20 protein-coding genes and 1 pseudogene are annotated in these 24,831 nt (G+C 70.5%); 11 read left to right on the forward strand and 10 right to left on the reverse strand.

All coding sequences use genetic code 11. The features are described 5' to 3' along the window. Entirely contained in the window at positions 1 to 1,863 is a 1,863-nt protein-coding gene (locus ACFYWI_RS10120; RefSeq protein WP_389228098.1) for a transketolase, read from the reverse strand. A gap of 136 nt (positions 1,864 to 1,999) precedes the next feature. Beyond that, a complete protein-coding gene (locus tag ACFYWI_RS10125; RefSeq protein ID WP_389228101.1) occupies positions 2,000 to 2,221 on the reverse strand; it encodes a DUF6458 family protein in 222 nt (73 codons plus the stop codon). Positions 2,222 to 2,431: 210 nt separating this feature from the next. Here ACFYWI_RS10125 and ACFYWI_RS10130 point away from each other — a divergent pair, with 210 nt between their 5' ends. The 5 genes and pseudogenes from ACFYWI_RS10130 to ACFYWI_RS10150 all read left to right on the forward strand — a co-directional run bounded on the left by ACFYWI_RS10130 (position 2,432) and on the right by ACFYWI_RS10150 (position 9,462). Then, entirely contained in the window at positions 2,432 to 4,315 is a 1,884-nt protein-coding gene (locus tag ACFYWI_RS10130) for a methylmalonyl-CoA mutase family protein (protein ID WP_389228104.1), read from the forward strand. Continuing rightward, on the forward strand, positions 4,315 to 6,522 hold the full coding sequence (scpA, locus tag ACFYWI_RS10135; protein ID WP_389228107.1) for a methylmalonyl-CoA mutase: 2,208 nt from the start codon (positions 4,315 to 4,317) through the stop codon (positions 6,520 to 6,522). Before ACFYWI_RS10130 ends, scpA begins: the two co-directional genes overlap by 1 nt. 4 nt (positions 6,523 to 6,526) lie before the next feature. Further along, complete coding sequence (meaB, locus tag ACFYWI_RS10140) at positions 6,527 to 7,525, forward strand: methylmalonyl Co-A mutase-associated GTPase MeaB (RefSeq protein ID WP_389228110.1); 999 nt, start codon at positions 6,527 to 6,529, stop codon at positions 7,523 to 7,525. A gap of 5 nt (positions 7,526 to 7,530) precedes the next feature. Then, a pseudogene (locus ACFYWI_RS10145) lies at positions 7,531 to 8,624 on the forward strand (M20 family metallopeptidase). 280 nt (positions 8,625 to 8,904) lie between these two features. Continuing rightward, the gene (locus ACFYWI_RS10150; RefSeq protein ID WP_389228113.1) at positions 8,905 to 9,462 is read left to right on the forward strand and encodes a type 1 glutamine amidotransferase domain-containing protein; all 558 of its coding nucleotides are present in this window, start codon (positions 8,905 to 8,907) and stop codon (positions 9,460 to 9,462) included. A gap of 55 nt (positions 9,463 to 9,517) precedes the next feature. Here the strand turns inward: ACFYWI_RS10150 and ACFYWI_RS10155 are convergent, their stop codons facing one another. Next, on the reverse strand, positions 9,518 to 9,760 hold the full coding sequence (locus ACFYWI_RS10155; protein ID WP_389228116.1) for a DUF6158 family protein: 243 nt from the start codon (positions 9,758 to 9,760) through the stop codon (positions 9,518 to 9,520). Positions 9,761 to 9,863: 103 nt separating this feature from the next. On the opposite strand from ACFYWI_RS10155, the gene ACFYWI_RS10160 reads away from it, so the two are divergent. Then, complete coding sequence (locus ACFYWI_RS10160) at positions 9,864 to 10,988, forward strand: Vms1/Ankzf1 family peptidyl-tRNA hydrolase (protein ID WP_389228119.1); 1,125 nt, start codon at positions 9,864 to 9,866, stop codon at positions 10,986 to 10,988. Positions 10,989 to 11,058: 70 nt separating this feature from the next. On the opposite strand, the gene ACFYWI_RS10165 is transcribed toward ACFYWI_RS10160, so the two are convergent. Beyond that, positions 11,059 to 11,382: a plasmid stabilization protein gene (locus ACFYWI_RS10165; protein ID WP_389228122.1), complete on the reverse strand. Its 324-nt coding sequence runs from the start codon at positions 11,380 to 11,382 to the stop codon at positions 11,059 to 11,061. Between the two features lie 164 nt (positions 11,383 to 11,546). On the opposite strand from ACFYWI_RS10165, the gene ACFYWI_RS10170 reads away from it, so the two are divergent. Then, entirely contained in the window at positions 11,547 to 13,826 is a 2,280-nt protein-coding gene (locus ACFYWI_RS10170; protein ID WP_389228125.1) for a SpoIIE family protein phosphatase, read from the forward strand. 208 nt (positions 13,827 to 14,034) lie between these two features. On the opposite strand, the gene ACFYWI_RS10175 is transcribed toward ACFYWI_RS10170, so the two are convergent. Further along, positions 14,035 to 16,998 (reverse strand): HAMP domain-containing protein, encoded by a 2,964-nt coding sequence (locus ACFYWI_RS10175; protein ID WP_389228128.1) that lies wholly within the window; start codon positions 16,996 to 16,998, stop codon positions 14,035 to 14,037. A gap of 93 nt (positions 16,999 to 17,091) precedes the next feature. Then, complete coding sequence (locus ACFYWI_RS10180) at positions 17,092 to 17,490, reverse strand: ATP-binding protein (protein ID WP_389228132.1); 399 nt, start codon at positions 17,488 to 17,490, stop codon at positions 17,092 to 17,094. A gap of 160 nt (positions 17,491 to 17,650) precedes the next feature. Here ACFYWI_RS10180 and ACFYWI_RS10185 point away from each other — a divergent pair, with 160 nt between their 5' ends. Further along, the gene (locus tag ACFYWI_RS10185) at positions 17,651 to 18,598 is read left to right on the forward strand and encodes a SigB/SigF/SigG family RNA polymerase sigma factor (protein ID WP_389228135.1); all 948 of its coding nucleotides are present in this window, start codon (positions 17,651 to 17,653) and stop codon (positions 18,596 to 18,598) included. 48 nt (positions 18,599 to 18,646) lie between these two features. Here ACFYWI_RS10185 and ACFYWI_RS10190 read toward each other — a convergent pair whose 3' ends face one another. Together ACFYWI_RS10190 and ACFYWI_RS10195 are read right to left on the reverse strand one after the other, a co-directional pair. After that, positions 18,647 to 19,081, reverse strand: coding sequence for an ATP-binding protein (locus tag ACFYWI_RS10190; RefSeq protein WP_389228138.1), 435 nt, complete (start codon positions 19,079 to 19,081; stop codon positions 18,647 to 18,649). A 12-nt stretch (positions 19,082 to 19,093) separates the two neighbouring features. Further along, entirely contained in the window at positions 19,094 to 19,489 is a 396-nt protein-coding gene (locus tag ACFYWI_RS10195) for an STAS domain-containing protein (protein WP_389228141.1), read from the reverse strand. Between the two features lie 299 nt (positions 19,490 to 19,788). Here ACFYWI_RS10195 and ACFYWI_RS10200 point away from each other — a divergent pair, with 299 nt between their 5' ends. Continuing rightward, entirely contained in the window at positions 19,789 to 20,577 is a 789-nt protein-coding gene (locus ACFYWI_RS10200) for a SigB/SigF/SigG family RNA polymerase sigma factor (RefSeq protein WP_389228144.1), read from the forward strand. A gap of 41 nt (positions 20,578 to 20,618) precedes the next feature. After that, the gene (locus tag ACFYWI_RS10205) at positions 20,619 to 21,917 is read left to right on the forward strand and encodes a cytochrome P450 (RefSeq protein ID WP_389228147.1); all 1,299 of its coding nucleotides are present in this window, start codon (positions 20,619 to 20,621) and stop codon (positions 21,915 to 21,917) included. A 48-nt stretch (positions 21,918 to 21,965) separates the two neighbouring features. Here ACFYWI_RS10205 and ACFYWI_RS10210 read toward each other — a convergent pair whose 3' ends face one another. Both ACFYWI_RS10210 and ACFYWI_RS10215 read right to left on the reverse strand, forming a co-directional pair. Beyond that, positions 21,966 to 23,183: an aromatic acid exporter family protein gene (locus tag ACFYWI_RS10210; protein WP_389228150.1), complete on the reverse strand. Its 1,218-nt coding sequence runs from the start codon at positions 23,181 to 23,183 to the stop codon at positions 21,966 to 21,968. A 51-nt stretch (positions 23,184 to 23,234) separates the two neighbouring features. Beyond that, positions 23,235 to 23,537 (reverse strand): DUF5133 domain-containing protein, encoded by a 303-nt coding sequence (locus tag ACFYWI_RS10215; RefSeq protein ID WP_389228153.1) that lies wholly within the window; start codon positions 23,535 to 23,537, stop codon positions 23,235 to 23,237. Positions 23,538 to 23,765: 228 nt separating this feature from the next. Here ACFYWI_RS10215 and ACFYWI_RS10220 point away from each other — a divergent pair, with 228 nt between their 5' ends. After that, entirely contained in the window at positions 23,766 to 24,803 is a 1,038-nt protein-coding gene (locus ACFYWI_RS10220) for an NAD-dependent epimerase/dehydratase family protein (RefSeq protein WP_389228156.1), read from the forward strand. Positions 24,804 to 24,831: the final 28 nt, after the last annotated feature.

Consider the following 24,831-nt stretch of genomic DNA (forward strand, 5'->3'; position numbering starts at 1 on the left):
TCACCGGCTCACCATCGCCTCCGCCACCAGCAGCCGCACGGCGGCGGCGATCGACTCGGCGTCGATGCCGGCCAGGTGCAGTTGCTCGTCCGGGGTGGCGGACGCGGGAATGGTCCGTACGCCCAGGCGTACCAGACGGGGCATCGGGCGGCCGTCGGCGAACGCTTCGGCCACCGCGTCGCCGATGCCGCCCTCGACCCGGTGGTCCTCCACCGTCATCAGGCATCCGGTGTCGAGCGCCGCCTCCTGGAGGGTCTCCGCGTCCACGGGCTTGACCGAGTAGAGGTCGACCACGCGGGCCGTGATGCCCTCGCGGACCAGCACGTCGGCGGCGCGCAGTGCTTCGTGCACGGTCGCTCCGGCGGCGACCACGCACACCTGGTCGCGCTCCGAGCTGCGGAGCACCTTCGAGCCGCCGACCGGGAATTCCTCCTCGGGTCCGTACAGGACCGGCATGTCGCCCCGGCAGGTGCGCAGATAGCTGACGCCCGGCAGGTCGGCCATGGCGGGGACGAGCCGAGCCGTCGATGCCGCGTCACAGGGGTAGAGCACGGTACTGCCCGGGACCGCACGGAACATGGCCAGGTCTTCGAGGCCCATCTGCGACGGTCCGTCCTCGCCGATGGCGACGCCCGCGTGCGAGCCGACCAGATTGATCGCGGCCCTGCTGACAGCGGCCATACGGATGAAGTCATGGGCGCGGGTGAGGAAGGCGGCGAAGGAGGAGGCAAAGGGGACATAGCCCCTGGCCTGTATGCCGACGGCCGCCGCGACGAGCTGCTGTTCGGCGATGTAGCACTGGAAATAGCGCTCCGGGTGCTCCTTGGCGAAGTATTCGGTACGGGTCGAGTCGCCGACCTCCGCATCGAGCGCGACCACGTCGGTGCGGGCGGAACCGAGTGCGGCGAGGGCCTTCCCGTAGGCGGTACGGGTGGCGACCTCGTCGCCTACGTCGAAGACCGGCAGGGTCAGCGGGCCGTCGGGCCGTGCGTGCAGCACCCGTGCGGCGGGGGGCTCGCGGACCTCCACACGTGCGGACCTGATTCCGCCGAGCTCCTTGATCGCGGCGGACGCGTCGGGCAGGGGTTTGCCGTGCTTGCCTTCCTGGTTCTCCACATCGGCCACTCCGTGGCCCTTCTCGGTGCGCGCGAGGATCGCGGTGGGCCGGCCGATCTCGGACACGGCCTGGGACAGCGCGGCGTCGATCGCACCGACGTCGTGGCCGTCGATCCGGATCGTGTTCCAGCCGAATGCCTCCAGCCTGCGGGCGTAGGCGTCGAGGTCCCATCCGAGGCGGGTGGGGCCGCGCTGGCCGAGCCGGTTCACATCGACGATCAGCTTCAGATTCTCCAGGTGCTCGTACGCGGCGTGCTCGACGGCCTCCCAGACGGAGCCCTCCGCCATCTCGCTGTCGCCCGCCAGGACCCACACCCGGTAGGGGATCTGGTCGAGCTTCTTCCCGGCGAGTGCCATGCCGACCCCGATGGGCAGGCCCTGGCCCAGCGATCCGGTGGCCACGTCCACCCAGGGCAGCCGTGGGGTGGGATGGCCCTCCAGCCGGCTGCCCCGGTGACGGTAAGTGAGCAGTTCCTCGTCGTCGATCGCTCCGGCCGCCCGGTAGAGGGCGTACAGCAGCGGCGAGGCATGTCCCTTGGACAGGATCAGCCGGTCGTTGCCGGGCAGCTCCGGACGGTCGAAGTCGTAGCGGAAGTGGCGGGCGAGAAGTACCGCGGCGATATCGGCCGCGGACATGGAGGACGTCGGGTGCCCGGACCCCGCGGCGTCGGCGGCGCGCACGGCATCCACTCGCAACTGCTGCCCCAGTTCCGCCAGTTGCCCGTCATCGAGTGAGGGGAATCGCATGTCACTGCTCCCTTGGAGGAGGCGCCTTGAATCCTGGCCGATGCAGCGCTGTCCGAGTGCCCTCGGTCCTGGCCGCCAAACCGCCGCCGCGCCCCACGCGGGGGCCGGTCACGCATCGGGCCTTTCTCACTGATCCCTAGATGCGGCGGTCCGGCCGCTCGTCGACGACCGGGGTCGACGGGGGCACGACGACGCGCCGCCGCTTGGCGATGCTCGTGAACGTGGCGACACCGATGAGGCCGACAGCCATCAGGATCATGCCCACCACGTCGAGGTTGGCGCCCTTCACCTCCCAGTCGGTGGCGAACGTGAGGATCGCGCCGGCGGCGATGAGGAGGATGCATCCACCCAGACCCATGTGACTCAGCCTTTCTGTCAGTCATTCCTTCGGTGATTCCTGTCGCTCCACTGATGCGGGTCCGGGTACCCGCCCGAGGTACGCCCATGCACGCCGGGGACGGGCAGCGGATAGGGCACCGGATGCAAAGGATCAAGAGCGGGCCGAAGAGGGCAAGGTCACAGCCTTTTCCCCTGCTGCACCTTTGGGAGCTTCACCTAGCATCTGAGCATGACGGTCCTCCCCGATGACGGGTTCTCATTGGCCGCCGAGTTCCCGGATGCGACCCATGAACAGTGGCAGCGCCTGGTCGAAGGCGTGCTGCGCAAAGCAGGTAAGGACGCCCAGGGCTCGGCGGCCGAGGATGCACTCTCCACGGCTCTCGAGGACGGGCTCGTCGCCCGTCCCCTGTACACCGCGCCCGACGGCGCACGCGGTTCCGGGTTCCCCGGCTTCGCCCCCTTCACCCGCGGCGCCACGCCCGAGGGCGCGGCGGTCTCCGGCTGGGATGTGCGCCAGCGCCATGACCGGCCGGATCCGGTGCGTACGAACGAGGCGGTGCTGAGCGACCTCGAGAACGGGGCCACCTCGGTATGGCTTGCCGTCGGCGCCGCCGGTGTGCCGGTCGACGCGATCGGCACCGCTCTGGACGGGGTCTATCTCGACCTGGCTCCGGTCGCGCTGGACGCGGGCAGCGAATTCGACGCGGCCGCCCGGCGGTTGCTGCGGCTGTACCAGGAGCGCGAGGTGGCGCCTCAGGCCGCGCTCGGCACTCTCGGCGCGGACCCGCTCGGCCATGCCGCGCGCACCGGCGAGCACGGGGGTCTGCAGGCCGGAACCACCGCGGCCGCGGAACTCGCCGTGCTGTGCCACGGCACGTACCCGGGCATTCGGGCGGTGTCGGTCGATGCCCTGCCGTACCACGAGGCCGGTGGCTCCGCCGCGCAGGAGCTGGGCTGCTCGCTGGCGACCGGTGTGGCCTGGCTGCGGGAGCTGACCGCCGCAGGACTGAGCGTGGACGCGGCCTGCGGGCAGCTGGAGTTCCGGTACGCGGCGACGGCCGACCAGTTCCTGACGATCGCGAAGCTGCGCGCCGCGCGCCGGCTGTGGTCCCGGGTCGCCGAGGTGTGCGGCGCGGCCCCGGCCGCCGGTGCACAGCGCCAGCACGCGGTGACGTCCTCGGTGATGATGACGCGCCGCGACCCGTGGGTGAACATGCTGCGCACCACGGTGGCCTCGCTGGCCGCGGGTGTGGGCGGCGCCGATGCGGTGACCGTGCTGCCGTTCGACCACGAGCTGGGGCTGCCGGACGCGTTCGCGCGCCGGATCGCCCGCAACACCTCGACGATTCTGCTCGAGGAGTCGCATCTGGGCCGGGTCATCGACCCGGCGGGCGGCTCCTGGTACGTGGAGCAGCTCACGGACGAACTCGCGCACGCTGCCTGGCAGTGGTTCCAGGAGATCGAACGGGCCGGTGGCCAGGTGGCGGCGCTGCGGGACGGACTCGTCGCCGAGCGGCTCGCAGCCACGTGGGACAGCCGTAGCAAGAACCTCGCCAAGCGCCGCGAACCGGTCACCGGGGTCAGCGAGTTCCCGCTGCTCGCCCAGTCGCCGGTGGAGCGCGAGGCGGCACCGGCACAGCCCGGCGGCGGTCTGCCCAAGGTGCGCAGGGACGAGGCGTTCGAGGCGCTGCGGGCCCGCTCCGACGCGCATCTGGCCGCGAGCGGCGCCCGGCCCCGGGTCTTCCTCGCGGCGCTCGGCCCGGCGTCCGCGCACACCGCGCGGGCGACGTTCGCCGCCAATCTCTTCCAGGCCGGCGGCATCGAGCCGGTCCATGACCCGGTCTCCGTCGACGCGGCCTCGGCCGCGCAGGCGTTCGCGGACAGCGGGGCCGCGGTGGCGTGTATCTGCTCCAGCGACGCGCTCTACGCGGAGCAGGCCGGGCCGGTCGCCGAGGCCCTCAAGTCGGCAGGGGCGCTGCGGGTGTTCCTCGCCGGGCGTCCGGGTGAGCAGCGTGAGACGTACGAGAAGGCCGGGGTCGACGAGTTCGTCGTCGCGGGCGGCGACGTGATCGCCGTGCTGACCTCCGTCCTCGACCGGATCGGAGTGGCGTGATGGGGATCCCGGATTTCTCTGGCATCGAGCTGGAACCGGGCGGCACGGCCGGGGTGAGCGAGGACCAGTGGCGCAGTGCCGTCAAGGAGTCCACCGGCAAGGACGACGGCGAACTGGTGTGGGAGACGCCGGAGGGCATCCCGGTCAAGCCGCTGTACACCGAGCGGGATCTTGACGGGGTCGACTTCCTGGGGACGTTTCCCGGTGTGGCGCCGTTTCTGCGTGGCCCGTACCCGACGATGTACGTCAACCAGCCCTGGACGATCCGTCAGTACGCCGGTTTCTCCACGGCCGAGGAGTCGAACGCCTTCTACCGGCGCAATCTCGCGGCCGGCCAGAAGGGTCTGTCGGTCGCCTTCGACCTGCCGACCCATCGCGGCTACGACAGCGATCACCCGCGGGTGACCGGCGATGTCGGTATGGCGGGTGTCGCGATCGACTCGATCTACGACATGCGCCAGCTGTTCGACGGCATCCCGCTGGACCGTATGAGTGTGTCGATGACGATGAACGGCGCGGTGCTGCCCGTGCTGGCGCTGTACATCGTGGCTGCCGAGGAGCAGGGCGTACCGCCCGAGAAGCTGGCCGGGACCATCCAGAACGACATCCTCAAGGAGTTCATGGTCCGCAACACCTACATCTATCCGCCCGGCCCCTCGATGCGGATCATCTCGGACATCTTCGCGTACACCTCGCAGAAGATGCCGCGCTACAACTCCATCTCCATCTCCGGCTACCACATCCAGGAGGCCGGAGCGACGGCCGACCTGGAGCTCGCGTACACGCTGGCAGACGGCATGGAGTATCTGCGGGCCGGGATCGAGGCGGGGCTGGACGTGGACGCGTTCGCGCCCCGGCTGTCGTTCTTCTGGGCGATCGGCATGAACTTCTTCATGGAGGTCGCCAAGCTGCGGGCCGCGCGGCTGCTGTGGGCGAAGCTGGTGAAGAAGTTCGACCCGAAGAACCCCAAGTCGCTGTCCTTGCGCACCCATTCGCAGACCTCCGGCTGGTCGCTGACGGCGCAGGACGTCTTCAACAACGTCACCCGCACCTGTATCGAGGCGATGGCCGCGACGCAGGGGCACACGCAGTCGCTGCACACCAACGCCCTCGACGAGGCGCTGGCCCTGCCGACGGACTTCTCCGCGCGGATCGCCCGCAACACCCAGCTGCTGCTGCAGCAGGAGTCGGGCACGTGCCGGGTCATCGACCCGTGGGGCGGCAGCGCGTACGTCGAGAGGCTCACCCACGATCTCGCGCGGCGTGCCTGGCAGCACATCGAGGAGGTCGAGGCCGCGGGCGGCATGGCGAAGGCCATCGACGCCGGTATCCCCAAGCTCCGGGTGGAGGAGGCCGCGGCCCGTACGCAGGCCCGTATCGACTCCGGCCGCCAGCCGGTGATCGGGGTCAACAAGTACCGGGTGGAGACCGACGAGCAGATCGAGGTGCTCAAGGTCGAGAACTCCCAGGTGCGCGCCCAGCAGGTGGAGAAACTGCGGCGGCTGCGGGCCGAGCGCGACGAGGCCGCCTGCCAGGACGCCCTGCGCGCCCTGACCGCGGCCGCCGAGGCCGGTGCCGCGAAGGGCGGCAGCCTGGAGGGCAATCTGCTGGCGCTGGCCGTGAACGCGGCGCGTGCCATGGCAACCGTCGGTGAGATCTCGGACGCACTCGAGAAGGTGTACGGCAGGCACTCGGGCCAGATCCGTACGATCTCCGGTGTGTATCGCAACGAGGCCGGCACATCGCCGGCGGTGGACAGCACCCGTGCCCTGGTCGAGGAGTTCGAGCAGGCCGAGGGCCGCCGGCCGCGCATCCTGGTCGCCAAGATGGGCCAGGACGGTCACGACCGCGGCCAGAAGGTGATCGCCACCGCCTTCGCCGACCTCGGCTTCGACGTGGACGTCGGCCCGCTGTTCCAGACGCCGGCCGAGGTCGCCCGCCAGGCGGTCGAGGCGGATGTGCACATCGTCGGCGTCTCGTCGCTGGCCGCCGGGCATCTCACGCTGGTGCCCGCGCTGCGCGAGCAGCTCGCGGTCGAGGGGCGCGAGGACATCATGATCGTCGTCGGTGGTGTGATCCCCCCGCAGGATGTCCCCGCGCTGCACGAGGCCGGTGCGGCGGCGGTCTTCCCGCCCGGCACGGTGATCCCGGACGCCGCCAGGGAGCTGGTCAAGACCCTGGCCGGTTCGCTCGGCCACGAGCTGTAGGCCCATGCCCCCGAAGATCGACATCGACGCCTATGTGAAGGGCGTACGTGAGGGGTCGCGGGCGTACATCGCCCGTGCCGTCACGCTCGTGGAGTCCACGCGTCCCGACCACCGCGCGCTCGCCCAGCAGTTGCTCACCGAGCTGCTGCCGTACGCGGGGGCGGCCCGGCGGGTGGGCATCAGCGGCGTGCCCGGCGTCGGCAAGTCCACCTTCATCGACGCGCTGGGATCGATGCTCACGGGCCTTGGCCACCGGGTCGCCGTGCTCGCGGTGGACCCGTCCTCCACCCGCACGGGCGGCTCCATCCTGGGCGACAAGACCCGGATGGAGCGCCTGGCCGTCGACCCGGCGGCATTCGTACGGCCCTCCCCCAGCGCCGGCACCCTCGGCGGCGTGGCCAGGGCGACCCGCGAGACGATCATCGTGATGGAGGCCGGCGGCTACGACGTGGTGCTCGTGGAGACCGTCGGCGTCGGCCAGTCCGAGACCACGGTGGCCGGCATGGTGGACTCCTTCCTGCTGCTGAGCCTCGCCCGCACCGGTGACCAGCTCCAGGGCATCAAGAAGGGTGTGCTGGAACTGGCCGACGTGATCGCCGTGAACAAGGCGGACGGACCGCATGAACGGGACGCACGCTCCGCGGCACGGGAACTGGCCGGAGCCCTGCGGCTGATGCATCCGGCGGACGCCGCCTGGACCCCGCCGGTGCTCTCGTGCAGCGCGCGGGAGAGCACCGGACTCGACGTGGTGTGGGAGCGGCTGGAGCAGCACCGGACCGTGCTGGACTCGACCGGGCGGCTGGCCGCCAAACGGCGGGACCAGCAGATCGAGTGGACGTGGGCGATGGTCCACGACGAGCTTCTGGACCGGCTGCGCCGCCATCCCGAGGTGCGCGAGCTCGCCCCGGAGCTGGAGAGGCAGGTGCGGGACGGCGCGCTGACGGCGACCCTCGCGGCCGACCGCATCCTGGAGGCGTTCCGGCAGCAGGAAGGGCCGCGCTGAAGACGATGCACAAGACCGTCCGTGTGAATGTCGACGCAATGATCGAGGACCTCAGGACACTCGTCGAAATCGAGTCTCCCTCGCGCGATCTGGACGCCTTGACGGCATCGGCCGAAGCTGTCGCCGCCTTCTTCGAGAGCCGCCTCGGCGGGCAGGCCGTCCTCGTGGGGAGCGCAGCCGGGCCACACGTCCGATGGTCAGCTGGTGGCGATCCCAAGTACTGATCCTCGGTCACCATGACACGGTGTTTCCGCTCGGCACCCTTGAACGCCGCCCGTTCATGGTCGAGGACGGGCATGCAACCGGCCCCGGGGTCTTTGACATGCTCGGCGGTTTGGTACAGGCCGTTCATGGCCTGGCGACGCTCGATGACCGGTCAGGCGTCGAGATCCTGGTGACCGCCGACGAAGAGGTCGGCTCCCGCTCCTCCCGAGCTCTGATCGAGGAACGAGCCCTTGCCTGCGGCGCTGTACTCGTGCTCGAGGGCGCCGCTGACGGCGGAGCCCTGAAGACCGGCCGTAAAGGCTGCGGCACGTTCCACGTCTCCATCGCGGGCCGCGCGTCGCACGCGGGCCTCGAGCCCGAAGCCGGGGTCAACGCCCTGATCGAAGCATCGCACCAGGTACTGGATATCGCAGCGCTCGGTCGACCCGACAGGGGCACGACCGTTACCCCGACCGTCGCGTCCGCAGGAACACCGGACAACGTCGTTCCCGCGCAGGCGACCGTCATCGTCGACGTCCGGGTCGAGTCGGCCGACGAGAAGGAACGGATCGAAGCTGCCTTCGCAGCACTGGCGCCGCATCTCGATGAGGCGGAGATCTCGGTTCAGGGAGTCGTCAGCCGACCCCCGATGCCCGAGTCGGCGTCGGCCGGGCTCTTTGCGGTGGCACAGCAGCTGCTTCCCGGCCTCGAAGGCAAGGCGGTCGGCGGCGGAAGCGACGGCAACTTCACGGCCGCACTGGGGGTGCCCACACTGGATGGCCTCGGAGCAGTCGGGGGCGGTGCCCACGCCGACCACGAGTACCTGGTGATCGACGTCATGGCCGAGCGGGCGAACCTTGTGGCCGGACTGGTGAACGAGATTCGGAACACATAGGAGATCGAGAATGTGAAGAGCATGCGCGGCCTGCGAGCGATCACGCGAGGTCGCGTTCTGTGAGAGTCCCGTTCGGTAATCGAATACGAAGACGGGCCCGGCCCGGACCGCCGTCCGGGCCGGGGCCCGTCAGCCCGTTCATCCCTCGGCCGCTCGGCCGGCCCGTCGGGTCCCCGCACACGGCGGACTCAAACCTGATCGTGCGGGCGTGTCGGGCATTCCCCGCCGGGTACTCGCGTCTGGCACCGACCGGTTGCCCAACCGACCAAGGAGCGATGCCATGCAGATCGCATTTCTGATGGCTCCCGAAGGGGTCGAACAGATCGAGCTCACCGAGCCGTGGGAGGCGGTGACCGACTCCGGCGACAAGCCGAGGCTGGTGTCGACGCGGCCGGGCCTTGTCCAGGCCTTCCATCACCTCGACAAGGCGGACACCTTCCCGGTCGACCAGGTGGTCACGGAGACCTCGGCGGACGAGTACGGCGCTCTCGTGCTGCCCGGCGGGGTGGCCAATCCGGATGCGCTGCGCATGAACAAGGACGCGGTCGCGTTCGTACGGGCCTTCTTCTACGCGGGCAAACCGGTCGCCGCGATCTGTCACGCCCCATGGATGCTGGTCGAGGCCGATGTGGTGCGGGGCCGCACGCTGAGCTCGTGGCCCAGTCTGCGCACCGACATCCGCAATGCGGGCGGCGAGTGGGAGGACGAGCAGGTGAGCATCTGCACCGTCGCGCCGAGCACGCTGATCACCAGCCGGAAACCTGCCGACCTGAAGGCCTTCTGCGCCGCGTTCATCGCCGAGTTCGCCAAGGCGGCCGACGTGGCGGCGGGCAGCTGAACATCGCCGCCGCGCCCCGGGATCGAGCGGCACGGTCACAGGCGTTGAGGTCCGGTCACGACTCCCCCCGGGTACGGGCCCCGGAACGGGTGCGGCCGGATGCCGCGGACCGGTGCGGATGGCGTCGCAGGTACTCGGCCTCCAATGCGGCCATTCGGGCGTCATGGGCTGCGAGCGCGGAATCCGAGCCGTACAGCAGCGTGTCATGGCGGCTTCGATGGATGGTTTCCAGTTCACGCAGCAGATCCGGCTCAGCGAGCCGGGCCGGGTCGACGCCCGGGTTGTCGGTCTCCTTCACGGGAACCGTCCCCTTTCCGTATCCCTGTCACTGGCCTGGCGTGTGGCCCATCGCCTTACGGGTACCCGCTCGGACGCGATATCCGGCCACTTCGGAGGACGTCATGAAACTGTCGTTTCTCAATGGTCTCTACGAGCGGCCCGGCCCGTGGGCCAGCGTCCACCTCGACGCCGGCCGCACCGACGAGTCCACCCCGGGCAGCCGGGAGCTGCAAGCCCGGGAGGCGCGCAGCTCACTGCGCGGGCAGGGAGCCGATGAGGCGACCGCGCAGACGGTGTACGAAGCCCTGGCCGGGGGGCCGGGCCCTACGGGGACGGCTGGGCGAGCGGTGTTCGCCACGAGTGGCGAGGTCGTGCTCGACCGGCCGCTGACGACCCGCCCGCCGTCCGGCGTCGACACCCACTGGTCCGCACTGCCGAGAGTCGCTCCGCTGCTGGATCTTGCCGCGCAGGAGCCGGTGTGTCTGATCGCGTACATCGATCGCATCGGGGCGGACCTCGAGCTGCGCACCCCCCTGGGCAGGCGGTCCGCGGGGCAGGCACAGGGCCTCGACCGGCCGGTCCACCGCGCCGGACGCGACGAGATGTCGGAGAGCCACTTCCAGCGGAGTGTCGAGAACACCTGGGAGCACAATGCCGAAGAGGTCGCGAAGGCCATCGCCGCATGCCAGGAGGACGTCCGCGCCGATGTGATCGTGCTGGCCGGCGACGCGCGGGAGCGCAGGTCGGTCCACCGGCGGCTGCCGGTCGCGCTCCAGGATCTGACCGTCGAGACCGAGCACGGCGGCCGCGCCGAGGGGGCGGGCACCCGGCTGCTCGACGAGGACGTGGAGCGTGCGGCCCAGGAGTACGCGCAGAGACTGACCGAAGCCGGTATGGACCGATTCCTCTCCGCGCACGAGGGCGCGGCCGAAGGGGTGGCCGCCCTGGTGGAGGCCGCCCGGGAGCATCGGATCGCGGAGCTGTTCGTATGCCCGGAGGGTGCGGACACCCACCGCGAGGTGTGGGTGGGCCCGGAGCCCGACCAGGTGGCGGTGCGCCGCTCCGACACCCAGTACCTCGGTGAGACGCATCCCGCCTCCGCACGGGCCGACGATGCGTTGCTGCGTTCGGCGGCCATGACCGGCGCGCCGGCACAGGCGGTGCACATCGACGGCGCGCACCGCGTCCCGGTCGGCGGGCTGGGTGCGCTGCTGCGCTGGCGTTACCACCAAGGTGAACGGGAGTAGGCGGACGGACGGCGGCCCCCGAAGCGGCCCGGCCTGGTGTTCGGGCTCCGCGGTGCCGCAGGACGCTGCGTCAGTGACCGAGTGACCGCTTGAGTTCGGCCTTGTTCATGGAGGAACGGCCTTGCACGTTGCGGCGCTGCGCCTCCGCATACAACTGGTCGTAGGTGGGCCCTTGCGAACCGCTGTGGGAGCGCTTGCCACCGCGCTCGGACGACGACATGTCCTCCAGGGAGCTCTTACTGGCCGTACGGGACTCACCCGAGCGGGCACGTTCCTTGTTGACCGTGCGCGCGGCGATCTCCTTGGCGCGCTTCGCGCTCTCTCCGCGCTCCTCGGCGCTCTCCTTGATGTGCTCGTACTGCCGTTCCCGCTTGGGACTCGAACCGCGGGGCATGACCACTCCTTCCCTTGCCGGGACCGCACGGGCGGCTGTCCGGGCTCAGCGGGTACCCGTGTGTCTCGGCACCACTCGTGGTGGGCCGTACCCGCGTAAAATCCAGACCGGGCGCCACCACACAGTGGTCGCCTTGACTGCTCGGGATGGGAGTGGTCGTGATCATGCCTGCGCCGGAGGCCACGGGCGCGAGCGGCGGGCACAGCGAACCGTCTCCGCTCGTCGTCCGTCTGGCCGAGGAGAACACCGCCCTGCGTGAGGAGCTGACCCGTCGGCGTCTGACCGACCTGGCCACCGGCATTCTCGCGGCGCAACTCGGCACGTCGCCCGCCGAGGCGGCCGAGCATCTGGCCCACCTGGCCGCGTCGGCCACCGTGGACCGCGAGGACCTCGCTGCGGACATCGTGAACGGTGTCGCCGGGAAGATCGCGGTCACGGCACCGTCCTCGGCGGGCAGCCCCGACAAAGCGGCGGAGCTCATCAGCGCCCGTCGGATGCGCCGGGTCACCACGGCGGCGGAGGCCGACCGTACGGTGAGCCAGGGCGCGGCCACTTTGCTGGAAGGCGGCCTGCGGCCCTTGGGCGTGGAGGGACTGTGGCTGTGGGCCCTGGACGGGTCCGGGTGCCTTCGGCTCGCGGGGCACGCCGGGGTCGGCGCTCTGGAGGCCGCCCAGTGGCAGTGGATCCCGCCGGCCGCTCCCCCGCCGATCCGCTCGGCGCTGGCGGACGTCTCGCCGGTCTGGCTGCCGGACGGGTCTCCGGACGGCGAACGGCTTCCCGGCCCGTCGCCGCAGGCGGCCCGCGCCTTTGTCCCGCTGCGGCTGCGTGGCTCGACCGTGGGTCTGGCACTGGCCGTCTGGCCGGATCGCAGCGACCTCGACGAGTCGGTGCGCGCCGCGCTCACCGGGCTGCTCGGGGTCGCGGCCAGGGTACTGGTCGCCGAGGAGATCCCGGCCTCCGAGCAGCCCGCTCTCGACGACCTGCTGGACACGCTGGCGTATCCGGCGATGGTGCTGGGCCGTGATCCCGAGACGGCGTCACTGGCGGTCGACCATGTCAACGCCGCCGCGGCCGAGGCGCTCGGCGGGGCACACCGCGTGGTGGGCCGGCCCATCGAAGCGGCGTTCCCCCTGCTCCACCGCGACCTGGCGTCGATGTCACGGCGGGCCCGCTATGCACCGTCCCCGCAGCGTGCGGCACGACTGCCCGCGGAGCACCGGCCCGACGCCCCCGATCCGCTGCTGGACGTGCGGGTCCTGTCGTCCGGGCCGGACCGGACGGTGGTGCTGTGGCACACCTCGAGCCATCCCCGCACCGCGGTCGGCCGCGCGGTGGGCAGGCTGCAGGGCCTCGCGGTGTTCGAGGACGATCTGACCACGGGACGGTCGCACTGGAGCGAGCAGACCTACGCGATCTTCGGCATGGCGCGGGACGCGAAACCGGTCCCGCTCACCGAGCTGGGCCCATGGGTGCATCCGGAGGACGCGAACGCCCTGGCCGAGCTGCTGGCGGATCTCACCCAGCGTCGCAAGGGCGCGTCGGCGATCCTGCGGATGAGCCGGGACGACGGCGGCGGGCAACGCCATGTCCGTATCGCCGCCGAGCCGTTGCTGAGCGGCTCGGCGGTCACCGGCATCGCGGGCGTCTACCAGGACGTCTCGGCGGAGTACCACACGGAGGTCGCGCTGTCGGCCACGTTCGACCAGCTCACAGCGGTGCGGGCGCAGGCGACGCTGCGACACCGGCTGGTGCTGCAGCTCCAGCAGGCGATCGTGCCGGAAATGCCCTCGCTGCAGAAGTTGCCGGGGCTCGGGGCGGCAGCACGGTACCGGCCGGCCGCGCACGAGTATCGCGTGGGCGGTGACTGGTACGACGTTCTGCCGCTGCCCAGCGGCGAGGTGCTGGTCGCGGTGGGCGACATCGCCGGGCACGGCATCGATTCGGCCACCGGCATGGTCGCGCTGCGCAACGCCCTGCGTGGGCTGGCCTTCACCGGGCACTCTCCGGCACGGCTGATGGAATGGCTGAACGAGGTGACGCTGCACGCGCCGGGCCATCCCACGGCCACCGCGGTGTGCGCTCTCTACGACCCCAGGGACCGTACGCTGCGCTGGTCGAGCGCGGGTCATCTGCCGATGTTGCTGCTGCGTGACGGCAGGGCGCAGTGGCTGGATCCGCCGCGCGATGTGTTGCTGGGCGCCGTGCCGGCTTTCGCCTATCACGAGGCGACCACCCAACTCATGTCCGGTGACACGCTGTTGCTGTACACGGACGGCCTGATCGAGCGCCGCTACGACGGCATCGACGAGGGCCTGGACGCGCTGCGCCGTACCGCGGAGGAGCTGAGCGCGTGCGACGTGGACGAGCAGGTCGACCGGCTGCTGGCCGCGGCGACCGGCGACACGGACGACGACACAAGCTTGATCGCGGTGCACGTCCTGTGAGCGCGAACCCCGCGGAGCCGCACCCGGCGGGCAGATGCCGAGCCCGCCGTCGCGTGCCGTGACCGTGGGGATCAGTGCCATCGACCGCCGGCGGTCCGCCACGAAGGTGCCGCGGCCGCGACGCGTGGGCGCGACGCACCCGTGGCCTCGTTCGGCCCTCGGCAGTCGTTCGTCTGCGTTTGCGTACACGCACCTCGGCATGTGCGGCTCAGCGGCCGCGGGCCAGCCACATGCGGATCTTGGCCAGCAGATGGTCCGCGTCCACCGGCTTGGCCACATAGTCGTCGGCACCGGCGGCCAGCGCCTCGGCACGGTCGCCCGGCATCGCCTTCGCGGTGACCACGATGATCGGTACGTCCGCTCCGTGCGGCATCTGTCTGATGACTTCCATGGCGGCATAGCCGTCCATACCGGCCATCATCACGTCCATCACCACAAGATCGACCTCATCGTGCGCTTCGAGCATGTCGATGCCGGACCTGCCGTTGTCGGCCTGCAGGACGGTCACGCCATGGCGCTGCAGGATCTGGGTGAGCGCGAAGACATTGCGCGTGTCGTCGTCGACCACGAGCACGGTGTGTCCGCCCGCCGGTGCCCGCTCGCGCGACTCCTCGGACGGCTGCCGCTGCGCGCTGTTGTGGGCGAGGTGCTCCACGGATGTGCCGCCCCGCCGCTCGGTCGGCAGATAGAGCGTGAAGCAACTGCCGGCGCCGGGCGTGCTCTCGGCCTCGATGACACCGCCGAGCAGGCGGGCCACTTCGCGGCTGATGGACAGGCCCAGTCCGGTACCGCCGTAGTGGCGTGAGGTGGTGCCGTCGCCCTGCTGGAAGGCGCCGAACATGCTCTCCAGACGTTCGGGTGGGATGCCGATGCCGGTGTCGAGGACCCGGAAGGCGATCACGGGCCCGGTGTTCTGCAGCGCCGTGGGAATCTCTTGGGGTACGGCGTTGGCGATCCGCAGTTCGACGTGCCCCTCGTCGGTGAACTTCAGTGCGTTGGACACCAGATTGCGCAGCACCTGCCGCAGCCGTGCCTCGTCGGTGGTGAGCTCCTGAGGGGTGTCCGGTTCCGCGATCACCTCGAACGACAGCTCCCGTTCGCTCGCGACGGGCCGGAACGTCGCCTCCACGTACTCCATGAGGTCTGCGAGGGAGAACGCCTCGGGGTGGATGGCCATCTTGCCGGCCTCGACCTTGGACAGGTCCAGGATGTCGTTGATCAGCTGGAGCAGGTCGGAACCCGCGGAGTGGATCACTTCGGCGTAGTCGACCTGCTTCTCCGTCAGATTGCCTTCGAGGTTCTGGGCGAGCAGCTGGGCGAGGATCAGCAGACTGTTGAGCGGGGTGCGCAGTTCATGGCTCATGTTGGCCAGGAACTCCGACTTGTACATAGAGGTGCGTGACAACTGCTGGGCGCGGGTTTCCAGTTCCTGGCGGGCCTGCTCGATCTCCAGGTTCTTGCGTTCGATGTCGCGGTTGCGGTCCGCGAGCAGCGCTGCCTTCTCCTTGAGTTCGGCGTTGGAGCGCTGCAACTCCTCCTGCCGTGACTGCAGTTCCTTCGACCGGGTGCTGAGCTCGGCGGTGAGCCGCTGGGACTGGTCGAGCAGCTCGTCCGTACGCGTGTTGGCGATCAGCGTGCTGACATTGACGCCGACCGTCTCGATGAACTGGTCGAGGAAGTCGCGGTGCACGACGGTCAGCGAGCTCACGGCGGCCAGTTCGATGACGCCGAGCACCTGGTCCTCGAGGACGACCGGCAGCACGATCAGATGACGGGGGTCGATGCTGCCGGTGCCTGAGGCGACGGTCGCGTAGCCGGGCGGCAGGTCGTGCACCTCGAGGGGGCGGCGACTGCGGGCCGCCTGGCCGACCAGTGACTGGCCGAGGTGAAAGCGGCGCGGTCCGCCTCCCGGGGCGTCGGGCACACCGTACGAGGCGATCATCACAAGCTCGACACCTTCTTCGCCCTCCTCCGCGAGGAAGAAGCCTCCGTACTGCGCGGACACCAGCGGCGGCACCTCGTCCATGATCAGTGCGGCGACCGCGGGCAGGCTCCTGGTCCCCTGGATGAGGCCCGACATCCGGGCCAGATTGGTCTTGAGCCAGTCCTGTTGCTCGTTGGCGCGGATGGTCGCGCGCAGGGATTCGACCATCGCGTTGATGTTGTCCTTGAGGAGGCCCACCTCGCCAGGGGCCTCGACGGTGATGGAGCGCGTCAGATCGCCCTCCGCGACGGCACTGGTCACCTCGGCGATCGCGCGCACCTGGCGGGTCAGGTTGCCGGCCAGTTCGTTGACGTTCTCGGTGAGCCGTTTCCAGGTCCCGGAAACTCCCTCGACCTCCGCCTGGCCGCCGAGCCGTCCTTCACTGCCGACCTCCCGGGCCACGCGGGTGACCTCGGCGGCGAACGACGACAGCTGGTCGACCATCGTGTTGATGGTGGTCTTCAGCTCGAGGATCTCGCCGCGCGCGTCCACGTCGATCTTGCGGGTCAGATCGCCCTGGGCGACGGCGGTGGTCACCTGGGCGATGTTGCGGACCTGATTGGTGAGGTTGTTCGCCATGAAGTTGACGTTGTCGGTCAGGTCCTTCCACGTGCCGGAGACACCGCGGACGGTGGCCTGGCCGCCGAGCTTTCCGTCGGTGCCGACCTCCCGGGCGACCCGGGTCACCTCCTCGGCGAACGAGGACAGCCGGTCGACCATCGTGTTGATGGTCTCCTTGAGCTCGAAGATCTCCCCGCGTGCGTCGACCCTGATCTTCTGGGTGAGGTCGCCGCGGGCCACGGCCGTGGCGACCTGGGCGATCGCGCGCACCTGGGAGGTCAGGTTGTCCGCCATGGTGTTGACGCCCGAGGTGAGCTCGTGCCAGACGCCGCTGGCCCGGGGCTCGCGCGCCTGACCGCCGAGCAGGCCCTGCCCGCCGACCTCCCGGGCGACCCGGGTGACCTCGGAGGTGATCAGGGAGATCTGGTCCACCATGCCGTTGTAGATCGTGGCGATCTCGCCCAGCAGGCCGCCGGCGTCGGACGGGAGCCGGACGGACAGATCTCCGTCGCGTACGGCAGTGAGCCCGGCCAGGAGCCTACGGAGCCCCTCCTCGCTCAGCTCCTCGCTCAGCTCCACCGGAGGCCGGCCCTGCTGGGGATCGGGCGACGTGGCAGACGCATCCATCGCAGACCTCGCGCTGTCGTGACTCGGGCTGTCTCCACTGTTGCACGCGGACCACGCGGCCGACATTCCGGGCATGGCCCGTCCCGAGGCGCCTCACTTCGGGGTCGCGACGACGAACCAGACCGCCTTGCCTGTGCCGCGCGGCATCCATCCCCACGCCTCGGACAGCCGCTCCAGGAGATACAGGCCGTGCCCGGAGACCCGTCCCGCGCGGTGCGTGCCGCGGGGCACCGGCCGCTTCGGGCTGGTGTCGCTGACCTGGACCCACAGCAGGCCGGGGGCTCGATCGATCCTCAGCTCGTACGGAGCGCCACCGTGCCTGCACGAGTTGGTGACGATCTCGGAGACCAGCAGCACGATGTCCGCGGTCAGGACGCGTCCGGCCGGGCCGGTCAGAGCGGACCATTCCTGAAGCACCTGACGCGTCAGATCCCGGCAGCGCCCCACCACGCCCGGCCCGCCGTCCAAAGGGAAGCGACGGGTCTGCGACACCGCCCGTTGCTGCTGCACACGTCCCATACCGACCCAGGTGCCCCGGATCAGGGCTTCAAACCGTGACAAATGGGAATGTCCAAGACATGTAGTGCTCGTACGACGGTCCCGCTGCAGCCGACAGCGCCGGCCGCTGTCCGTCGGAGGAGCCGATGACGCGATGTCCAGCAGAGTGAACACCCTTTCCAGCCTTGCGGCGCCCGGGGGCGGACTCCATGCCCGGCCACCGGATCTGCCCGAGATCCCCGATCCCCGGAGCATCTCGGCCCTGGACGCCCGCACGCTGTCGACGGCCCTTTTCAGGAGGCTGGCGATGCTCGAGGAGGGCACCCCGGCGTACCAGTACGTCCGCAACACCCTCGTCGAGCTCAACCTCAGCCTCGTGAAGTTCGCGGCCGTCCGGTTCGCCAACCGTGCCGAGCCGATGGAGGACATCGTCCAGGTCGGCACCATCGGCCTGATCAAGGCGATCAACCGGTTCGAAGTCGAGCGTGAGGTCGAGTTCGCCTCGTTCGCGCTGCCGACGATCGTCGGGGAGATCAAGCGGTTCTTCCGGGACACCAGCTGGTCGGTACGGGTGCCGCGGCGGCTCCAGGAGCTGCGGATCGGCCTCGCCAAGGCGCTCGACGTACTGGAGCAGCAGCTGGGGCGCAGGCCGACCACGGCGGAGCTGGCGAGGTATCTCGACGTCGACGAGGCGGAGGTGGTGCTGGGCGAGCAGGCGGCCAACGGGTACACGGCGCAGTCCCTGGATTCGGCGGTCACCGACGAGGAGGCGCCGAGCGCGGTCGCCCGAAGCCTCGGTGCCGTGGATCCGGCCTTCGACATCGTGGACTCCCTGGAGGCTCTGAAGCCCTTGATCGCCATGCTCGGCGAGCGGGACCGGCTGATCCTGTCGCTGCGTTTCGGCGACGAGCTGACGCAGTCGCAGATCGGGGAGAGGCTGGGCATCTCCCAGATGCATGTCTCGCGGCTGCTGGCGCGGATCCTTGCGACGCTGCGGGACGGAATGCTCGACGACGCACCGCCGGTCGCCGACGACGCCCGGTCCGACGAAGAGCCCGCTGCCGTCGTGTCGGCGATCGCCAGGCCAGCCGAGCACCGCTGAACCGGGACCGCCGGGCACCGCCGAGGGGAGGAGCGAGAGTCCGAGGCCCTAGAGCATGTCCGGCGGCACGGGAACCTCCGCCCAGACCACCTTGCCCGCGCCTCGCGGTTCGCTCCCCCAGCTGCGTGACAGCCGCTCCAGGATGATCAGGCCGTGGCCGCCGGGCAGCGACAGGTTGTTGGGCAGGCGGTGCCGGGGCGGCTCGGGACTCGCGTCGGCCACCTCGATACGCAGACGACCGCCGGACTGGTGCAGCATCAGCTCCTGCGGGCCCCCCGCGTGCAGACACGCGTTGGTGACCACTTCGGAGACGAGCAGCAGCACATCCTCGACGCGCGCGTCCTCGTCGGCGACGCCTGGCGTGGTCCAGCCCCAGTCGGCCAGCGCTTCGCGGGTGAAGTCGCGGCAGCGGCTCACCACACCTTTGGTACCGAACAGTGCGAGCCGGCGGGTCTGCCCCCGCCCACGGAGGCTCGTACTCATCAGCCTCCTCCGCTAGGTCCTTGGCCGGTCCGTCAGGGCCTCGTCCACGCCGTCGTACACGCGGAACACGGCACGCGCCCCGGTGATGTCGAACATTCGCGCCACCGGGGGGCGCAGACCGGCAAGTTCGATGCGTCCGCCCAACTCCTGTGCGGACAGCCGCGCATGCAGCAGGACGTTCAGGCCGGTGGAGTCGCAGAAGCCGAGCCCGCTGCAGTCCACGAGGACCCGCTCGGCTCCCGCCTCCACATGCCGGGACAGTGCCTCGCGCAGCGGCTCCGCGGTGTCGTGGTCGAGTTCGCCGCGCAGCGCGAGCACGACCGTCCCCGCGTGCCGTCTCGTCTCGAGGCCGAACCGCTCATCGCCGGTGGCCTCTCCCCCCGTCGGCCTGGTGGCTCCCGGGACCATGGGCTTCCGCCTCCTCGACGCTCGTCCCTGCGCTGGTGCCTGAGTCATTGCCCGCTCGGGCCCTGCCGCCACCGTGGCCGGCAAACCCGAGCGGAAGACAGGTACCCACAGCGGGCGTACGAATTCCCATGCCCGGGAGGTTTCCTCACATGCGGGCCGGGCAACCGCGTCATGTGCTTGGACAGGAGGCATGCCCCTGGGAGCCGGGGCTCCTGGCGTGCGGCGTCCTGGCCCCGTCCGTATCCCCGGTGAGCCTTGTCTTCACCGGCACCCACACCCTTTCGGGGAGCCGCGACATCATGCGCACGTCCGTACACAGCAAGCACCCGCACGACGATGCTCCTGACACCTCGGCCGCCTTCCGGAGGATGGCCGCGCTCCCGGACGGTCCCGAGCGCCGGCGGCTGCGCCAGGAGGTCGTCGCCGCCTGGCTTCCCATGGCGGAACGGCTCGCCGGGCGGTTCCGCAACCGAGGGGAGTCCCTGGAGGACCTGCAGCAGGTAGCCGCCCTCGGTCTGGTCAAAGCGGTCGACCGCTACGACCCCTCCCGCGGCGCGTTCGAGAGCTTCGCGGTGCCCACCGTCGTCGGCGAGGTCAAACGCCACTTCCGCGACCACATGTGGGCCCTCCATGTGCCGCGCCGGGTCCAGGATCTGCGCAACCGGGTCCGCATCGCGCGCCAGGAACTCACCACGACCATCCCCGGCCGGTCCCCCACGGTGGCCGAGATCGCGGAATCGGCAGGGCTCAGCGAGGAGGACGTAATCGCGGGGCTCGAGGCGCTGGAGACATTCACCGCACTGTCCCTGGATGCCGAGCTCCCGGGGGCCGCCGACGGGTACTCACTGGGCGACACGATGGGTGAGGCCGATCCGGCCATCGATGTGCTCGTCGACCGGGAAGCGGTCAAGCCCGGGCTGCGCAAACTGCCCGAACGCGAGCAGGACATCCTGTACATGCGCTTCTTTCGCGACATGACGCAGAGCAGTATCGCCAAGACGTTGGGCATCTCCCAGATGCATGTCTCGCGGCTGATCAGCCGCTGCTGCGACGAGCTGCGCACCGAAGTGATGCGGGACGCCGCGTAGAGGATCCGCATGCCCGCCGCCCGAACGGGCACCCGCCCGGCATGGAAGGGCCCAAGACGTTGAACGTCGACGGCACGCTCGCGCTGATGGCGAAGGGGTACGGCTGGCTTCCGGGCCTCATGCGACACAGCGGCGGCGCTCCGGTGCACATGCGGCTGCTCGGACACCGGGCGATCGCCCTGCACGGGCCCGACGCGGTCCGGTTCTTCTACGACGAGACACATATCCGGCGCCGTTCCGCGCTCCCGGGCCCGGTGCTGGACAGGCTCTTCGGCCGGAGCCCGGTGCATACGCCCGACGGCCGGGTGGACACGGCGCCCAGTGCGCCGGCGCTCCTCGAGGACGAGGCCGCGATGTCGGAGGTGGGGCGGTACGCCGCGGACGAATGGGACACGGCACGGGGCGCCTGGGCCCGGCGGGCCGAGATCGAGCTGTTCACCGAGTCGAGCGTGGTGATCACGCGCGCGGTCTGTGCGTGGGCGGGAGTTCCGCTGCCCGACGACGAGGTGGCGCGGGGGACGGCTCATGACCTGGTGGCCATGGTCGACGGTTTCGCCACGCCGGGGCCGCGCCACTGGCGGGCGCGCGGCGCGCGTGCCCGCGAGGAGAAACGACTCGGCCTGCTCATCGAGCAGGCGCGCGACGACGACGGGGCGACGGTGCCCGGAGCGGCCCCGGCCGGGTATCCGCTACGGGCGGTGGCGCTGCACCGGGACGAGCAGGGTGAGCTGCTGGACACGCGCACCGCGGCCGTCGAACTGCTCGACATCATCCGCCCGACGGTCGCCGTGGCGTGGTATGTGACGTTCGCCGCGCACGCACTGCACCGGTGGCCGCGCCACCGGAAGCTGCTGCGCGAGGATCCCGCGTACGCCGGCGTCTTCGCCCGCGAGCTGCGCCGGTTCTATCCGTTCGTACCCTTCGTGGGCGGTCTGGCGGCCACGGATCTGTGGTGGCGTGGCGAAGAGATCCCCGAGGACTCGCTCGTCCTGCTGGACGTCTACGGGCTTCATCATGATCCCGCGCTGTGGCCGCGCCCGTACGCCTTCGACCCGTCGCGTTTCCTCGGCCGGACCTGGAATGCGGACGCACTGATTCCGCCGGGCGGCGTTGACGCCGCGCACGGCCACAGCGCCGGTGAGGACATCACCCTCGCGCTGCTGGGGACCCTCTCGTCCCGTCTGGCCGCACTCGATTACGGAGTGCCGCTCCAGGACCTGACCATCCCGCTGAACCGGCTGCCCACCCGGCCCCGCAGCGGATTCGTGGTGGACCCCTCTCCCCTGGCGGACGTCACCCGGACTGCTCGGCCGGAGCCGCGTCGCCCTTCATCCGGCTGATGGAGCGCCGATCGTGCTGCCCCCCGCGTCACCGGGCGAGCAGGGCTCCTACTCCTGCCTGCTCCCCGCCCAATTGCGCAGCGACGGCAACAGCCGGCGGCGCCCGTGCCGACCCTCCCTGCTGCGGTCGAGCTCCTCCATCAGGCGCCGGGTGCGGTGGTCCATGTCGAGTTCGTCCAAGATCCGGTCGACCTCGGCGAGCAGCGCGCCCTGGAGCTGCCACTGGCGGGGCAGCCGCTGGATGTCCTGCAGGAGCAGCTCGGCCGCCCGGTCCCGGGCCGCGCGCGCCGCCGCGAGGTCGGCGGCCAGCCGTGACTCCGCTGCCTCTCCACTCTCACTCGTCTGACTCGTGACCAGTACGGCGAAGCTCACCAGCGAGTCGGCCACATGGGCCAGCAACTCCTGGAGCGCGAGCCCGACCTCGTGGGGGAACAGGTTCTCGTCCCTGCGCGCCTTGGCGAGGTCGGTGATGGTGCGGGCCAGTACCCGCATCACGACGGCGCAGATCTCCAGCGTGTCGAGGCCGGTACGCAGCACGATGCGGTACAGCAGCCCTTCCTTCACCCGGGGGTTGAACCGCAGGCTGTCCTCCGCCTGTCGCAGGGCCGCGTCCACCTCGGCGATGTCGTTGTCGAGCCGACGGGCCTCGTGCAGCCGCGCGGCGGCCCGCTCGACGGGCGTCTCGCTGGTCAGCTCCTCGCCCATGTGCACCAACAGCTGCCGCATACGCCGGGCCAGGTCCTCGATCGACTGGCCGGCGGCCTCCACCCAGACAGGGGGAACGAACAGCATATTGAACAAGAGCCCCACCACCGCCCCGATCAGGGTCTCGAGCACCCGGTCCCATGCGGTGTCGGCCACCTGGGTGACACCGAGGACGAGCATGGCGCTGATGGCCACTTCGGGAACGAACTCGTCCACCCTCGCGAATCTCCCCACGACCAGGGAGGCCAGGATGATCAGCCCGAGACTCCACCAGGTGAGGCCGACGAGCGCACTGAAGGCAATGGCGATGAGCACCCCGACGACCACCGAGTTCACCCGGCGGATACCAGTGGTGAGCGTGGAGTAGAGGGTGACCTGGACGACGAGCAGCGCCGTCAACGGCGCGGTGAGGGGGGCCGGTTCGCTGCTCAGCTGAAGGGCGACGACATAGGAGATGGTCGCCGCCGCGGTCGAGCGCAGCGTCTGGACGACGACGGGATCCTTGCGCCAGCCGGCGATCGCGGCCACGGGAACCCATAGCACCGTGCGAACCTCGGGCACCTCGCTCCTTTCCGTGCCGGGGCCGCACGCCCCGCCTCGTACCGCTGCCGGTCAGCACCCGCCGGTCGACGCGCCGCCGCTCACCCGCCGGTCGGCGGGCCGCGCGGCGGATCGAGCGGCGGGTCGGGCGGGAGGGCGCGCCGCGGGCCGCATGCGACGACCCACGTAGCGTTCGGCCGCAAGGACCGCTTCGCGAGCCGTGCGCTCGCACATGAGGACACAGAGCGTGTACGCAGTGTCCTCGAAGCGTCTGCGCGCGGGCTCGTCGTGCGGGGCGGTCAGCACGCGATGCTCCTGTGCCCGGTAACGGGCGATCAGCCTGGTGACCACGCTGGCGTCGGGCATCAGCATCATGTCTACTCCCGGTGTCTGCGACCCCCCTGGCACGGCGGACCCTGATCCCGTCCGGCCCCTCATTGTGATCCGGGACGCCGCGGCCCGCCACGCGAGTGGTCACTTTCCGTAACCACTCGGGTGGGGGTGGACGTATTCCCCGGCATTCGTCCGCACGGCTGTTTTGCCCGGGTCAGGCCGGGGACCCGCCCCTCATGCCAACGCAACCGCAACCGCACGGAGTGTGTGATGAGCGAGAAGACCGGACTGCGGGTGGTGGTCACCGGGGCCACCGGAAATGTCGGCACCAGTGTGGTGAGAGCACTGGCAGGCGACCCAAGGGTCGATTCGGTGCTGGGACTGGCTCGCAGGGTTCCGGAGCTGGAGATCTCCCGGGTGACATGGGCCTCGGTCGATCTGTCGCGGGGCGACGACGCGTACGAGCTCGGCCGCCTCGTCGACGGCGCCGACGCCGTGGTCCATCTCGCCTGGCAGTTCCAGCCGACCCATGACCCGGTGGTGACCTGGCAGACGAATGTTCTCGGGTCGTTGAGGCTGTTCGATGCGGTGGCCGCCGCGCGCGTGCCCGTCCTGGTGCACGCCTCGTCGGTCGGCGCCTACTCCCCGGGGCCCAAGACGGGCCGGGGAGTCGACGAGTCCTGGCCCACCCACGGGTGGCCGGGTGCGGCCTACTGCCGCGAGAAGGCATACCTGGAACGGGTGTTGGACACCTACGAGCGCGAGCACCCGGGCATCCGCCTTGTGCGCATGCGTCCCGGATTCCTGTTCAAGGAAGAGGCCGCGAGCGAGCAGCGCCGCATCTTCGCCGGCCGGTTCCTGCCGGGACCGGTGATCCGGCCCGGGGTGGTGCCCTTCGTACCGGACCTCGACGGCCTGCGCTTCCAGGTGCTGCACACGGACGACGCGGCCCGCGCCTACCTCCACGCCGTGCTGCTCGACGCCCACGGTGCGTTCAATCTGGCCGCGGACCCGGTGATCGACGCCCAGCGGCTCGGCGAGCTGCTGCGAGCGCGCGTGGTCCGCGTGCCCAGGGCAGCGGTGCACGCGGCACTGTCGGCCGCCTGGGGCCTGCGTCTGGCCCCCGCGTCGCCGCAGTTGTTCGACGCGGTGCTGCGGCTTCCGCTCATGGACGCCGCTCGCGCGCGGCAGGAACTGGACTGGGAGCCGCGGGTGTCCGCCACGGAGGCGATCGAGGAGTTTCTGCGCGGGGTACGCCAGGGCAGTGGCGAGGCCACAGCGCCTCTCGCGGGTCACCGGATCGGGTGAGTCGGCGGCGGAACGTACGAGCCCGCCG

Source organism: Streptomyces sp. NPDC002889 (genome assembly GCF_042888425.1).
In the GTDB taxonomy this organism is placed as follows: Bacteria; Actinomycetota; Actinomycetes; order Streptomycetales; family Streptomycetaceae; genus Streptomyces.